This is a genomic window from Enterobacter cloacae complex sp. 2024EL-00711, assembly GCF_047529885.1.
Classification (GTDB): Bacteria; Pseudomonadota; Gammaproteobacteria; order Enterobacterales; family Enterobacteriaceae; genus Enterobacter; species Enterobacter ludwigii.
This window is the reverse complement of the sequence record NZ_JBLIZC010000002.1, coordinates 216,824-230,089: the sequence shown is the minus strand read 5'-3', so window position 1 is coordinate 230,089 and position 13,266 is coordinate 216,824. Positions and strand designations below refer to the sequence as shown.

The following is a 13,266-nucleotide window of genomic DNA, read 5'->3' as shown; positions in this document are numbered from 1 at the left end:
CCGGCTCAGTCGTTCTGGGCGGTTGCCATCTGCTCCGCTTTCTGCTTTTTGTAGGTCAACGCCGCGGCCGGTACCGGCTGCACTTTCCCCGTCTCAATCCAGGTACGCAGTCGGCTTGCATCCGCGAAGTGGGTGTATTTACCAAAGGCATCCATCACCACCAGCGCCACCGGTTTACCGTTGAATACGGTACGCATCACCAGGCAGTGTCCCGCCGCGTTAGTAAACCCGGTTTTCGTTAACTGAATATTCCAGTTATCCCGGTACACCAGATGGTTAGTATTACGGAACGGCAGCGAATAGGCCGGGTTCGCAAAGGTCGCCATCTCTTCACGGGTCGTACTGAGCTGACCAATTAGCGGGTACTGTTTGCTGGCAATCAGCAGTTTTGTCAGGTCGCGGGCCGTGGAGACGTTGTGAATCGACAGGCCAGTCGGCTCGACGTAACGGGTATTGGTCATCCCCAGCGATTTGGCTTTTGCGTTCATCGCACGAATAAATGCGTCATAGCCACCCGGATAGTGGTGGGCCAGGCTCGCCGCCGCGCGGTTTTCAGAAGACATCAGCGCCAGCAGCAGCATGTTTTTACGGCTGATTTCGCTGTTCAGTCGCACGCGGGAGTAGATCCCTTTCATCTCCGGCGTATGGCTGATATCCACTTTCAGTTTTTCGTCCAGCGGCAGATGTGCATCAAGCACCACCATCGCGGTCATTAATTTGGTAATCGAGGCGATAGGGCGTACCAGATCCGGATGGCTGGCGTAAATCACCTTATTGGTGTTGAGATCAACAATCATCGCACTGCCGGAAGCGATTTGCGGCTGGGCAGCAGCGGTGGTCACGGCGGGCGTTTTGGCGATCGCTGGCGCGGCAGCGGACGCTCCCAGCAACAGGGCCAGGCTAAGTAAAGAGACTCGGAATTTCAGCATGGTGAGACTTCTGATAATTATTCACGCACGTTATGACGTACACCGCCTGTGTCGATGGAGAAACGCAGGCTGGCTTCGGCATCATAGCGGTCACCGGGCTTTGTCGCCAGAGGATAATCGTGAACAGATGCTGCATTGCTGGCATTTACGCCAGCAATGCAGTGAGCCTAGAAGAGACGGTATCCATAACCCCACAAAATAACCGTCAGAGCCAGTAGCGCTTCCAGCACCAGCACGCCGATGGCGAGCGTTGAACTGGAGAAGCTCAGGCCCTCTTCTTTATTGATATTGAGGAAGGTTGGTACCCCCAGATACAGCAGATAACCGGTGTAAAAGAGGGCAATAGTACCGATCAGCGCGCACAACCAGACCAGTGGATACAGCGCCACAATACCGCTTAAAAACAGCGGGGTCGCGACATACCCGGCGAAAACCATACAGTGTGCCAGCGATGGACGTTGCGGATAGTTACGCGCCATCCAGTGAATGACACGCCCCATGACAGCCACACCCGCCAGCATCAGGCCATAAAAGAGAATGGCCAGTGAAAGACCGGTAAACCAGGAAAGCTGAACCACGGTGCCATCACCAAAGTTCCAGCCGATTTGTGTTGTGCCAATAAACGCGCAGATTACAGGCACCGCTGCCATCAGCAGCACATGATGCGTGTAATGATGCGAGACCGTTTCGTTCTCCGTTTTGATGACATGCATTTCACGATCGGGATGGGAGAAAAGTCCCCAGACATGGTTCATAACGCCCCCTTGTTGTCGGCCCGTCAGCAATATCTTAAGTATAATGCAGGCCTGAGATTATTTTATGTACAGTGGGAAATTTCCGTTGATTGCCCCGTTATTGATTCATGGGGTATATGATTAAACGAGGCATAATAAGGGAGATGACATTGACGTAATGGATATCAACAGTCTTATTGAACACTATGGATACGCTGCACTGGTCGTTGGCAGCGTGGCGGAAGGAGAAACCATCACGCTGCTCGGCGGGGTGGCCGCGCATCAGGGGTTACTCAAATTCCCACTCGTTGTTGCCGCAGTCGCACTCGGCGGGATGATTGGCGATCAGCTGCTCTACTTTCTGGGACTGCGGTTTGGCCCCACGCTTTTGAAGCGCTTTTCAAAGCACCGCAAGAAAATTCATCGTGCCCAACGGCTTATCCAGCGTCACCCTTACCTGTTCGTAATTGGCACCCGTTTTATGTACGGCTTTCGGATTATCGGCCCGATACTGATTGGCGCCAGCCATTTACCGCCGAAAATTTTCCTGCCGCTGAACATTCTTGGCGCGATTGCCTGGGCCCTGATCTTTACCACGCTCGGTTATGTGGGTGGAGAAGTGATTGGTCCGTGGCTGCATAATGTTGACCAGCATCTGAAGCACTGGGCATGGGTTATCCTGATTGTCGTGGTGGTGATTGCGGTCCGGCTGTGGCTGAAGCATCGGGAAAAGACGCGGGATGAAGAGTAAATGCAATGGCGCCCTCTCGCACAAAGAGAGGGCGAAAAGTTTCTACCCGGCGGGCTTAAATTGCGGATTCGCCAGCATAAAACCGCCGTCGACAATAAATGATTGTCCGGTAGCATAGCTGGCGTCACCGTCACACAGCCACGCCACCAGGCTGGCAATCTCTTTGGTATGCCCCGGCCGCGCGAGCGGGATCGCGGGCATCGAACCGGCCTTCACTTCACTGTCGTCCATGTCATTCATTGGCGTGGCAATGGCTCCTGGCGCAACGGCATTCACCAGAATGTTATGCTCGACCAGCTCCAGCGCCATGGATTTGGTTAATCCGCCCAGGGCATGCTTGGCCGCCGTATACGCACTGGCATCCGGTAAAGGCGTGTGTTCATGCACCGAGGTAATGTTCACAATTCGCCCCCCCTCTCCCTGCTTCACCATCTGACGCGCAGCGATCTGTGAACAGAGAAACGCGCCATCCACGTCAACGGTAAAAATCCCCCGCCACTCCTCAAACGGCATGTCGATAAACGGCGCTTTGGTCATCGCCCCGGCATTGTTGACCAGCACGTCCAGCCGACCAAAGCGCGTAATTAACGTTTCAATGGCCTGCGCCCCCTGCGGGAGAGTGCTTAAATCAAGTTGAACCGCCTCTGCACGCCGTCCCTTCGCCTCGACTTCGCGGCAGGTTTCCAGCGCACCTTTTTCGTCGGAATGCCAGGTGACGCCGATATCAAACCCTCGTTCAGCCAGCATCAGGGCCGTGGTTTTCCCAATCCCGGAATCCGATGCGGTAACAATCGCGACTTTGGTCATACTCACCTCCAGAAAAGCTGCAAAGAGATAAGTATAGATAATCGCGCTTTTTAGCCCTGATGATAGCCGCCACCCAGCGCCGAGGTCAGCTGCAGCGTGGCGTCAACGTACTGGCCTTTGAGCATCACCCCGGTGAGCTGCTCCCTGAGGGCCGGTATTCTGGCTTCACTTACGCGGGAGCCGGCGATAATGCCGGCGCGAAAGCGGGCCTGAGCCAGTGCAACAACGCGGGCAGCCTCTTTTTCGACACGCTGCTGGTGCTGGTTTTTGGCGGTCAGTGTTTCGACTTCGCTGGCCGTGCGCGCCACCTGATTCACCGCATCCACCACCGCTTTGTTATAACGCACGACGGAGAGATTGTTCTGCGCCTGGGCAATATCCAGCTCGGCGTTTAGCCTGCCGCTGTCGAAAATGGGCAGCGTCAGACCGGCGGTGACGCCCATTTGCTGCGCAGAAGAGCGGAACAAATCGCTCAGGTGCAGGGCATCCTGCTGTAAGAAAGCCATCAGATTCACATCGGGATAGAAGGCTGCTCTGGCGGCCTCAACGCCACTCATGGAGGCCTCGATATACCAGCGAGCCTCCTGCAAATCCGGTCGACGTGCCAGCAGTTCATACCCCAGCGTGGCCGGGAGCGAGGCTTTTACCGTGGGTAAGGCGTGGCGTGTAAGCGTCACTGAGGGGGTGTTCGTCAGGGCGCTCAGACGCGCCTCAATGGCTTTCATTTTTCCGTTCACTTCTGCCAGCTGCTCGTCAGTTTTGCTGGCGTTGATGTCGGTCTCGACGCCCTCAACGGAAGAGGTGATCCCATGCTGATACAGTTCGCGGTCGGCTGCAATAATCGTGTCCTGCTGGTGTTTAATCTCCGTGAGGACATCCCCCACCGCGGCCTGGGTTTGCCACGCCCAGTAAAGACGTGCAACGCTGCTGGCAAGCAGTTGCCGGGTTTGCTCAAGCTCCGCTTTTTGCGCGTTTACCCGGCCAATTCGGGCTTCAACCCGTGCACGATTTTTCCCCCACAAATCGAGATCCCAGCCCGCGCTCAAACCAAAAGTACCGTTGGTGTACCACGGCCCGGTGGTTCCCGCCGCCGGATCGGTTATCGCAAAGGGCCCCATCACCCCTTCGGCCGACATTTTTTGCCGTTCAGCATCCGCTGCGAAATCAATTTCCGGCCCCCCGGCGGCCAGGGTGGCTTTTGCCTGCGCTTCCGCCAGCGTGATGCGCTGACGAGCAATTTGCATATCCGGCGCATCGTTCAGCGCCTTCGCAATCAGCGAATTGAGTTCAGGATCATTATACGTTTTCCACCATGCATCTTTCGGCCACGCGGTATGGCTCAGCGTAGTATTCACCGCAGCCGTTGTTGATTGCATATTTACAGGGGAAACCGAGACATGTTCCGGCGCGCAGGCCACCAGAATAAAAACCAGGGGAATACTCAGAGATAAAGGTTTCATTACGCCATTCACGCGAAAAATAAAGGCGCAACTTACGCCAGACGTCGCTCTTTTTTTTAGTAACGCGTGGCAACCCGCAATTTGTCATACATTTTCATATTCGGAAAATTATTCATCATAAGAATTAATTAAATGAGTGAATTCATCTTCATTATAAATTCACTGCTACACTTACTTTCGACAAACAGACGCAGGAGAAGCGAATGAAAATATTACTGTGGGTTATTTTAATTATATTTCTGATAGGGCTGCTGGTGGTGACCGGTGTATTCAAGATGATTTTCTGATTTCATTGCCCGGCTCAGCGCCGGGCACATTCCGTTACCTGGACTGAATCACCCGTGCAATATCAGCGGAAGTCTGCAGCGTGCGGATCTCCTGAAATAACCCCAGCGCTTCACTGTACTCTTTGCGTAAATAACTGAGCCACTGCTTAATTCGCGCGACGTGATATAACCCGGTATCACCCTGTTTTTCGAGGCGGCTGTATTTTTTCAGCAGCGTGACCACATCGGCCCACGGCATACGTGGTTCGTTATATTTAATCACCCGGCTGAGGTTTGGTACGTTAAGCGCGCCACGGCCAATCATCACCGCATCGCAGCCAGTCTCTTTCATGCACGCCTGCGCGCTTTCGTAATCCCAGATTTCCCCGTTGGCAATAACGGGAATGGTGAGTCTTTTGCGGATCTCGCCAATCGCCTGCCAGTTAATACGTTCGGCTTTGTAGCCATCTTCTTTGGTGCGGCCATGCACCACCAGCTCAGTGGCCCCGGCCTGCTGCACGGCATCGGCAATCTCAAATTGCCGCGCGTCGCTGTCCCATCCCAGACGCACCTTTACCGTCACCGGCAGATGCGACGGTACAGCCTCACGCATGGCTTTTGCGCCACGGTAAATCAGCTCCGGATCTTTCAGCAAGGTGGCGCCGCCGCCGCTGCCATTCACCAGTTTTGATGGGCAACCGCAGTTGAGGTCAACCCCAAAGGAACCAAGCTCTACGGCACGGGCCGCGTTCTCCGCCAGCCATTCGGGATACTGACCCAGTAGCTGAATGCGCACCAGCGTGCCGGAAGAGGTGCGGCTCTGATGATGCAGTTCCGGGCAAAGGCGATAGAATGATTTTACTGGCAACAACATATCGACCACGCGCAAAAACTCCGTCACACAGAGATCGTAGTCGTTCACTTCGGTCAGAAGCTCGCGCACGAGGGAGTCGAGCACGCCTTCCATTGGGGCCAGTAAAACACGCATAGCAGTACCTGTGAAAAAAGACGCGCTATAGTAGCCGCTCTCCCGGCATGAGGAAAGCCCGGCGGTTAACCCGGTGAGGTTATACCAGACGTTCCATTTCGGAATGTCTGGTATGCTCAAAATTCATGATGTGATCCGTGGCACATTTTTAGGTTTAATTGTATGATGAATGCGTTTCATCAAGGACTTTCACCATGAGAAAATCATTGAACATTATCTGGCAATATCTTCGCGCATTCGTTCTGATTTACGCCTGCCTGTATGCCGGAATCTTTATCGCATCCCTGCTTCCCATTACCATTCCCGGCAGCATCATTGGAATGTTGATCCTCTTTGTTTTGCTGGCATTGCAAATTCTGCCTGCCAAATGGGTTAACCCTGGCTGCTTTGTCCTTATTCGCTATATGGCGCTGCTGTTCGTGCCTATCGGCGTCGGGGTTATGCAGTATTTTGATTTGCTCCAGGCGCAGTTCGGACCCATTGTGGTCTCCTGCGCGGTCAGTACGCTGGTGGTTTTCCTGGTAGTAAGCTGGAGTTCGCATCTGGTGCATGGCGAACGTAAAGTGGTCGGGCAGAAAGGAACAAAACAATGATGGCCAATATCTGGTGGTCGCTGCCGTTAACGCTGGCAGTGTTCTTCGCCGCACGCAAACTCGCCGCACGTTTCAAAATGCCGTTGCTTAATCCGCTGCTGGTGGCGATGGTGGTGATTATCCCGTTTCTGCTTCTCACCGGCATTCCTTATGAACGCTACTTTGCCGGCAGCAAAATTTTGAACGACCTTCTGCAGCCCGCCGTGGTGGCGCTGGCCTTTCCTTTATATGAGCAATTGCACCAGATCCGCGCCCGCTGGAAATCCATCATTACCATCTGTTTTGTCGGGAGCCTGGTGGCGATGATCACCGGCACCTCGGTGGCGCTGCTGATGGGCGCGTCCCCGCAAATTGCAGCCTCTATTCTGCCTAAGTCGGTCACCACGCCTATTGCGATGGCCGTGGGCGGCAGCCTGGGGGGGATTCCGGCCATCAGCGCCATGTGTGTGATATTCGTGGGGATCCTCGGCGCGGTCTTTGGACATACCCTGCTGAATGTGATGCGTATCCACACCAAAGCGGCACGAGGTCTGGCGATGGGTACCGCGTCGCACGCCCTGGGCACCGCGCGCTGCGCTGAACTGGATTATCAGGAAGGGGCGTTTAGCTCACTCGCACTGGTGATCTGCGGGATTATCACCTCCCTGCTCGCACCGTTTATTTTCCCGCTGATTGTGGCCGTCATGGGTTAAAATTTGCGATGCGTCGCGCAAATTTCATTTTGTTTTCATAAGTTGCATACATAATGAGAAGTGGATCACATATAAAGCCCCAGCGGCTCCGTAAACTACCGATCCATTAACCTTCATGAGGCAAACGCCATGCATCCACGTTTTCAAGCTGCTTTCGCCCAGCTTGCAGAGAATGTGCAATCAGCTCTGGCCCCGATTCTGGCGGATGAGCATTTCCCGGCCCTGCTGACGGCTGAACACGTCACGGCACTGAAAGAAGCCACAGGGCTGGACGACGACGCGCTGGCCTTCGCGCTGCTGCCGCTGGCGGCAGCCTGCGCCCGCGCCGACCTCTCTCATTTCAACGTCGGTGCGATTGCACGCGGCGTAAGCGGAACCTGGTACTTCGGTGGCAACATGGAGTTCCTGGGCGCGACCATGCAGCAGACCGTTCACGCGGAACAAAGCGCCATCAGCCACGCCTGGCTGCGCGGTGAACAAGCGCTGAGCGCCATTACCGTTAACTACACCCCTTGCGGCCACTGCCGCCAGTTCATGAACGAGCTGAACAGCGGGCTGGAGTTACGCATCAATCTGCCAGGCCGTGCGCCGCATACCCTCGGGGATTACCTGCCTGACGCGTTTGGTCCGAAAGATCTGGACATCAAAACACTGCTGATGGATGAACAGGATCACGGTTTTGCCCTTTCCGGCGATGCGCTGAGCGAAGCCGCGATTCGTGCGGCGAACAAGAGCCACACGCCATACAGTCACTCCCCAAGCGGTGTGGCGCTGCAGTGTCGTGATGGTCGCATCTTCACCGGCAGCTATGCCGAAAACGCCGCCTTTAACCCGACGCTGCCCCCGCTTCAGGGCGCCCTGAATTTGCTGAGCCTCAATGGCTATGACTACCCGGACATTCAGCGCGCTATTCTGGCAGAGAAAGCCGACGCGCCGTTGATCCAGTGGGATGCCACCGCCGCAACGCTGAAAGCGCTCGGCTGCTCAACTATTGACCGTGTTTTGCTTGCGTAATGCCTCCGGCGGGCAGAAATGCCCGCCGCTTTGCTGAAAAACCCCTCAGTTGATTCGCTGTTTCTTGCGCTAACCAGGCGGGTAAAGTAGCCTGAGTTAAATTTCACCTTCGGTACGAGCCATCTGCATGTTAAAGCGCGCTTTTTACAGCCTGTCTGTCCTGGTCGGCATACTGCTGTTGATCGTGCTGGGTCTTGATCGCTGGATGAGCTGGAAAACGGCTCCGTATATCTTTGACGACCTGCAGGACCTGCCCTATCGTCAGGTCGGCGTTGTGCTGGGTACCGCCAAGTATTACCGCACCGGGGTAATTAATCAGTATTACCGTTACCGCATTCAGGGCGCGCTGAACGCGTATAACAGCGGCAAAGTGAATTACCTGCTGCTGAGCGGCGATAATGCGCTGCAAAGCTATAACGAACCGGTCACCATGCGCAAAGACCTGATTACCGCCGGCGTCGATCCGGCCGATATCGTGCTCGACTACGCCGGGTTCCGCACTCTGGATTCCATCGTGCGTACGCGCAAGGTGTTCGATACCAACGATTTCATCATCATTACCCAACGCTTCCACTGCGAACGGGCGCTGTTTATCGCGCTGCATATGGGTATCCAGGCGCAGTGCTACGCCGTGCCGTCGCCAAAAGATATGCTGAGCGTCCGCGTACGTGAGTTTGGCGCGCGTTTTGGCGCTCTGGCCGATCTGTACATCTTCAAACGTGAACCACGCTTTTTAGGCCCGCTGGTACCCATTCCGGCGATGCATGAAGTGCCGGAAGATGCGCAGGGCTACCCGGCCGTCACGCCAGAACAACTGCTTGATATGCAGAAAAAAGAGAAAAAATAGCCTCGCCTTTATACTTTCTTTATACCGGGCGTAACGCTTTTTATCCCGCCTTTACGCCGCCCCTTTTAAGCTGAGTTCACTGCCGCTACGGCTTCATTGAAGAATGACTATGAACTCAATAATGAATGCGTTTTTCCTGAAAAATATCCGCCCCTATTTTAACTTCCCGGGTTTATCACTCCCGACGGCGCTCAACGCTGGCCTCTGGCTTGATGACAAACTTGATGCCATGCAGCACAACCTCTCGCTGGAAGTGGCGGATTACCTGGAACGTTACCCGCAGACAAAACATATTGACGTTTACCTGAACGATATCAATGGCATTATGCGCGGCAAGCGGCTCTCGGTGGAAAGCATGCTAAATCTGGAAAAAGGCTGTTACTTCCCCCTCTCCGTCTACTCCATGGACCATAAAGGCAAAATAGCCGCCCCGCTTGATGATGAGCCCGACCGGCTCTGCGTTCCCGTCGGCGGTTCCCTGCGCCCCTGTTCGCAAGACCCTCAGCATAACGCGCAGATCCTGCTGACCATGAAAGAGAGTGACGGCAAACCGTGCCCGCTTGAGCCAAGGGTGATATTGCAAAACGTTCTGGCTCGTTTCCATCAGCACGGGCTCTTCCCGGTGATTGCCCCGGAAATTGAGTTTTATCTGACCGGACGCGGCACGCAGGATCCACAAAATCAGGGCTGCTTTCATATGGATACCTCAACGGCACACGCGGCGCTGTTTGACGAGCTGGAGCAGCTGGCGCACCTGCAGCGTATCCCCCTGACCGGGATCGTGGCCGAGGCCGAATCTGGCCAGTTCGAGTTAAACCTGAAGCATAGCCATCACGTCGTTGAAGTCTGCGATAACGTGCTGGCCCTGCGACGCCTGACCCGCTACGTTGCGGAGAAACAGGGTCTGCAGGCCAACTTTATGGCCAAACCGTTCAGCCAGCAGTCCGGCAGCGGTTTGCACTTCCATTTCAGCCTGAACGATATTCATGGCGAAAACGTATTCGCGTCACCGGTGGAAGCGCTGAACAGCATGATGCGCCTCTGCATCGCTGGCCAGCTGGCGCTGATGCCCGCCTCTATCGCCATTCTCGCCCCTGGCGTTAACGCATTCCGCCGCCTGCGTAAAAACCTCACGGAACCGCTATTTAACTCCTGGGGCTATAACACCCGCTCCGCCGCGCTGCGTATTCCCTGCTCCGATGACCATAACCGGCGTATTGAGTACCGGCTGGCCGGGGCTGATGCCAACCCGTATCTGGTGGCGGCAACGCTTCTGAGCGGAATGCTGTACGGGCTGGAAAATTTTGACGAGCAGGATTTACCTGAACCTCAGCAGGACGGGCCGGATCTGCCGCTGTTTCAGCAGGAGGCGATCGAGACATTTGCACGCTGTCAGTATCTTACCGACAGCCTGGGAGAGGCTTTTTCTCAACAGTGGGTTGCCTGCAAACTCTCCGAACTCGACTGGTTCGAGAGCATTGTCACCCGGGAGGAGTCTAGTCTGGCGTGAAGCACAAAAAAGCCCGCTCGATGAGCGGGCCAGGTAATGCCAGAGGCGATTATTTTTTACGCGCGTATTTGAGTGAATCCAGGGCGACCGCAAAGATGATGATGCCGCCTTTGATGATGTACTGCCAGTACGGGTTCACGCCGATGTAGGTCAGACCGTAGTTGATTACGGTAAAGATGATGACACCGGTTACCACGCCGAACACGGTACCCACGCCGCCGCTAAAGGAGACGCCGCCGACCACACAGGCTGCGATCGCATCCAGTTCGTACATGAAGCCCAGGTTGTTCGTTGCAGAGCCGATACGGCCCGCTTCCAGCATCCCACCAAAGGCGTAGAACACACCTGACAGGGCATAGATCATCAGCAGGTTCAGGGCAACGTTGACGCCGGACACTTTCGCCGCTTCCGGGTTACCGCCGATAGCGAAGATGTTTTTACCGAAGCGGGTTTTGTTCCACAGGATCCAGACAAAAGCGACGGCAATCAGGGCGTAGAAGGTAATGTACGACAGGCGGAAACTGCCCAGCGCGATAAACCCTTGCGTAAAGGTCGAGAACCCGCTGTCGAAGCCAGAGATTGGCGACGCCCCCACGAAGTCGTAGTACAGGGAGTTGATACCGTAAACGATGATCATCGTACCTAAGGTAGTGATAAATGGCGTCACGTTCAGGTAAGCGATAATGATGCCGTTAATCAGACCAATCACTGCGCCGATCGCACAGACAATCAGGATCACCACGAAAATGGGCATGGTCGCCATTTCCGGGAACACCTTGTTGGCGTTTTCCATCGACTGCAGCAGCGTTGCCGCGATAACCGCCGCGAGGCCAACCTGACGTCCCGCTGACAGGTCAGTCCCCTGCGTCACGATAAGTCCCGCCACGCCCAGCGCGATAATAATGCGCACGGAGGACTGGGTCAGGATGTTACTGAGGTTCAACAGGCTTAAGAACGTAGGGTCCTGGAAAATGATGATAGCCAGCAGTACTAAAAGAACAACGTAAATACCGCCTTCTTTCAGGTAAGTGAGAAAACTTTTTTTATTTAACGCACTCATGAGGAGCCCCTGATCTTAAAGGTGCAAAGACGCAAGACGCAAAATTTCGTTTTGCGTTGTCGTTTTGGTGTCAACAATACCGGCAACGAGACCATTGCTCATAACCAGAATACGATCTGTGATCCCTAACAATTCCGGCATTTCGGAAGAAATAATAATGATCCCTTTATTCTTTTTCGCCAGCTCGGCAATCAGCTGATAAATCTCAAACTTCGCGCCGACGTCAATACCGCGGGTCGGTTCATCCAGCATCAGGATTTCTGGCTGGGTTAATAACCAACGACCAATAATGACCTTCTGCTGGTTACCGCCTGACAGCGAACCAATTTGCGTGCGGTGACCTGGCGTTTTGACGCGCATGGAGTCAATCACCCACTGGGTATCGCTCTTCATGCGGGAGTTATCCAGCAGCCCGACTTTGTTTTTATAGTTGCGAATATTGGAAATTAACGAGTTAAAGTTAATATCCAGATACGCATAAATACCGGTCGAACGACGCTCTTCCGTGACCAGCGCAAAACCATTATTAATGGCTTCGTTAGCGCTGTGGTTATTGATTTTCTTACCGTGCAGCGTGATAGTGCCCGCGGCTTTCTCACGAATACCGAACAGGGTTTCGACAATATCAGTACGTTTTGCCCCAACCAGACCTGCGATACCGAGAATTTCGCCCTTATGCAGGTCAAAAGAGACGTCGCGAATAGACGGCTGACGCAGCGAGGTGAGATTGCGAACCTCAAGGATCACTTCACCCGGCTTGTTCTCTTTGTCCGGGAAGCGCTGGTTCAGAGAGCGCCCCACCATCATGGCGATGATCTTGTCCATATCCAGCCCTTCGAGAGGCTGGGTGGCAATCCACTGGCCATCGCGCAGGATGGTAATCTCATCACACAGTTGGAAGATCTCTTCCATTTTGTGAGAGATATAAACAATGCCGCAGCCGCGGTCTTTGAGCTTACGAATAATGGTAAAAAGGTGGTTAACCTCTTTTTCCGTTAATGACGATGTCGGTTCGTCCATGATGACGATTTTCGCATCATAGGAGAACGCTTTGGCAATTTCGATCATCTGCATTTGGGACACGGATAACGTTCCCACGCGGGCGCGCGGATCGATATCAATATCCAGTTCATCGAAAATCGCTTTGGTGTCGCGATACATTTTATCCTGATCGACAAAGACACCTTTGGTCGGATAACGGCCCAGCCACATGTTATCCATAACAGAACGCTGCAGCACCAGGTTTAATTCCTGGTGAACCATTGAGATACCGTTTTCCAGTGCTTCTTTTGCTGAATGGAAATCGATCTCTTTCCCCTGAAAAAGAATGCTGCCAGAATCTTTTTGATAGATCCCAAAAAGACATTTTAATAATGTTGATTTACCTGCGCCGTTCTCCCCCATTAATGCGTGAATAGAGTGAGGACGAACTTTTAAATTAACATTATCGAGTGCCTTAACCCCGGGAAATGACTTGTTGATAGCGCTCATTTCCAACAAGTATTCACCAGATGACTGAGTATTTGTGCTGACCATAATTATACCTTGTTGGCCTCGCATATCGCGTTATAAAAGGGCGCAACAAGTTGCGCCCAGTGAAGACAATTCAAATAAC

13 protein-coding genes are annotated in these 13,266 nt (G+C 53.9%); 6 read left to right on the top strand and 7 right to left on the bottom strand.

Features of this window, described 5'->3' with window-relative positions; all coding sequences use genetic code 11:
* Positions 1 to 5: 5 nt before the first annotated feature.
* The gene (gene pbpG / locus ACMVME_RS07485; protein WP_014170890.1) at positions 6 to 929 is read right to left on the bottom strand and encodes a D-alanyl-D-alanine endopeptidase; all 924 of its coding nucleotides are present in this window, start codon (positions 927 to 929) and stop codon (positions 6 to 8) included.
* Between the two features lie 167 nt (positions 930 to 1,096).
* The gene (locus ACMVME_RS07480) at positions 1,097 to 1,684 is read right to left on the bottom strand and encodes a Yip1 family protein (RefSeq protein ID WP_014170891.1); all 588 of its coding nucleotides are present in this window, start codon (positions 1,682 to 1,684) and stop codon (positions 1,097 to 1,099) included.
* Positions 1,685 to 1,841: 157 nt separating this feature from the next.
* Here ACMVME_RS07480 and ACMVME_RS07475 point away from each other — a divergent pair, with 157 nt between their 5' ends.
* On the top strand, positions 1,842 to 2,414 hold the full coding sequence (locus ACMVME_RS07475) for a DedA family protein (protein ID WP_020883206.1): 573 nt from the start codon (positions 1,842 to 1,844) through the stop codon (positions 2,412 to 2,414).
* Between the two features lie 42 nt (positions 2,415 to 2,456).
* Here the strand turns inward: ACMVME_RS07475 and ACMVME_RS07470 are convergent, their stop codons facing one another.
* From ACMVME_RS07470 to dusC, 3 genes are all read right to left on the bottom strand, one after another.
* The gene (locus ACMVME_RS07470) at positions 2,457 to 3,221 is read right to left on the bottom strand and encodes an SDR family oxidoreductase (RefSeq protein ID WP_074147042.1); all 765 of its coding nucleotides are present in this window, start codon (positions 3,219 to 3,221) and stop codon (positions 2,457 to 2,459) included.
* Between the two features lie 50 nt (positions 3,222 to 3,271).
* Positions 3,272 to 4,681 (bottom strand): multidrug resistance outer membrane protein MdtQ, encoded by a 1,410-nt coding sequence (gene mdtQ, locus ACMVME_RS07465; RefSeq protein ID WP_068794814.1) that lies wholly within the window; start codon positions 4,679 to 4,681, stop codon positions 3,272 to 3,274.
* 321 nt (positions 4,682 to 5,002) lie between these two features.
* Positions 5,003 to 5,935 carry a tRNA dihydrouridine(16) synthase DusC gene (dusC, locus tag ACMVME_RS07460; RefSeq protein ID WP_068794815.1) on the bottom strand — a complete coding sequence of 311 codons (933 nt, stop codon included), beginning with the start codon at positions 5,933 to 5,935 and terminating at the stop codon, positions 5,003 to 5,005.
* A gap of 194 nt (positions 5,936 to 6,129) precedes the next feature.
* Between dusC and ACMVME_RS07455 the strand changes: the two genes are divergently transcribed.
* The 5 genes from ACMVME_RS07455 to ACMVME_RS07435 all read left to right on the top strand — a co-directional run bounded on the left by ACMVME_RS07455 (position 6,130) and on the right by ACMVME_RS07435 (position 10,591).
* Positions 6,130 to 6,528: a CidA/LrgA family protein gene (locus ACMVME_RS07455; protein ID WP_063214759.1), complete on the top strand. Its 399-nt coding sequence runs from the start codon at positions 6,130 to 6,132 to the stop codon at positions 6,526 to 6,528.
* Positions 6,525 to 7,220: a CidB/LrgB family autolysis modulator gene (locus ACMVME_RS07450; RefSeq protein ID WP_020883201.1), complete on the top strand. Its 696-nt coding sequence runs from the start codon at positions 6,525 to 6,527 to the stop codon at positions 7,218 to 7,220. The genes ACMVME_RS07455 and ACMVME_RS07450 overlap by 4 nt, the downstream gene beginning before the upstream one ends.
* A gap of 129 nt (positions 7,221 to 7,349) precedes the next feature.
* On the top strand, positions 7,350 to 8,234 hold the full coding sequence (cdd, locus tag ACMVME_RS07445) for a cytidine deaminase (protein ID WP_020883200.1): 885 nt from the start codon (positions 7,350 to 7,352) through the stop codon (positions 8,232 to 8,234).
* A gap of 127 nt (positions 8,235 to 8,361) precedes the next feature.
* Positions 8,362 to 9,081: an outer membrane permeability protein SanA gene (sanA, locus tag ACMVME_RS07440; RefSeq protein ID WP_020883199.1), complete on the top strand. Its 720-nt coding sequence runs from the start codon at positions 8,362 to 8,364 to the stop codon at positions 9,079 to 9,081.
* Between the two features lie 121 nt (positions 9,082 to 9,202).
* A complete protein-coding gene (locus ACMVME_RS07435) occupies positions 9,203 to 10,591 on the top strand; it encodes a glutamine synthetase family protein (RefSeq protein WP_020883198.1) in 1,389 nt (462 codons plus the stop codon).
* Positions 10,592 to 10,640: 49 nt separating this feature from the next.
* Here the strand turns inward: ACMVME_RS07435 and mglC are convergent, their stop codons facing one another.
* Complete coding sequence (gene mglC, locus ACMVME_RS07430; RefSeq protein ID WP_014170905.1) at positions 10,641 to 11,651, bottom strand: galactose/methyl galactoside ABC transporter permease MglC; 1,011 nt, start codon at positions 11,649 to 11,651, stop codon at positions 10,641 to 10,643.
* A gap of 15 nt (positions 11,652 to 11,666) precedes the next feature.
* Positions 11,667 to 13,187, bottom strand: a complete 1,521-nt coding sequence (gene mglA / locus ACMVME_RS07425) for a galactose/methyl galactoside ABC transporter ATP-binding protein MglA (protein ID WP_020883197.1) — start codon at positions 13,185 to 13,187, stop codon at positions 11,667 to 11,669.
* Positions 13,188 to 13,266 lie beyond the last annotated feature (79 nt).

Coding starts and splice junctions, on each gene's coding strand:
- pbpG (WP_014170890.1), bottom strand. CDS start 929: ATGCTGAAATTCCGAGTCTCTTTACTTAGCCTGGCCCTGTTGCTGGGA.
- ACMVME_RS07480 (WP_014170891.1), bottom strand. CDS start 1,684: ATGAACCATGTCTGGGGACTTTTCTCCCATCCCGATCGTGAAATGCAT.
- ACMVME_RS07475 (WP_020883206.1), top strand. CDS start 1,842: ATGGATATCAACAGTCTTATTGAACACTATGGATACGCTGCACTGGTC.
- ACMVME_RS07470 (WP_074147042.1), bottom strand. CDS start 3,221: ATGACCAAAGTCGCGATTGTTACCGCATCGGATTCCGGGATTGGGAAA.
- mdtQ (WP_068794814.1), bottom strand. CDS start 4,681: ATGAAACCTTTATCTCTGAGTATTCCCCTGGTTTTTATTCTGGTGGCC.
- dusC (WP_068794815.1), bottom strand. CDS start 5,935: ATGCGTGTTTTACTGGCCCCAATGGAAGGCGTGCTCGACTCCCTCGTG.
- ACMVME_RS07455 (WP_063214759.1), top strand. CDS start 6,130: ATGAGAAAATCATTGAACATTATCTGGCAATATCTTCGCGCATTCGTT.
- ACMVME_RS07450 (WP_020883201.1), top strand. CDS start 6,525: ATGATGGCCAATATCTGGTGGTCGCTGCCGTTAACGCTGGCAGTGTTC.
- cdd (WP_020883200.1), top strand. CDS start 7,350: ATGCATCCACGTTTTCAAGCTGCTTTCGCCCAGCTTGCAGAGAATGTG.
- sanA (WP_020883199.1), top strand. CDS start 8,362: ATGTTAAAGCGCGCTTTTTACAGCCTGTCTGTCCTGGTCGGCATACTG.
- ACMVME_RS07435 (WP_020883198.1), top strand. CDS start 9,203: ATGAATGCGTTTTTCCTGAAAAATATCCGCCCCTATTTTAACTTCCCG.
- mglC (WP_014170905.1), bottom strand. CDS start 11,651: ATGAGTGCGTTAAATAAAAAAAGTTTTCTCACTTACCTGAAAGAAGGC.
- mglA (WP_020883197.1), bottom strand. CDS start 13,187: ATGGTCAGCACAAATACTCAGTCATCTGGTGAATACTTGTTGGAAATG.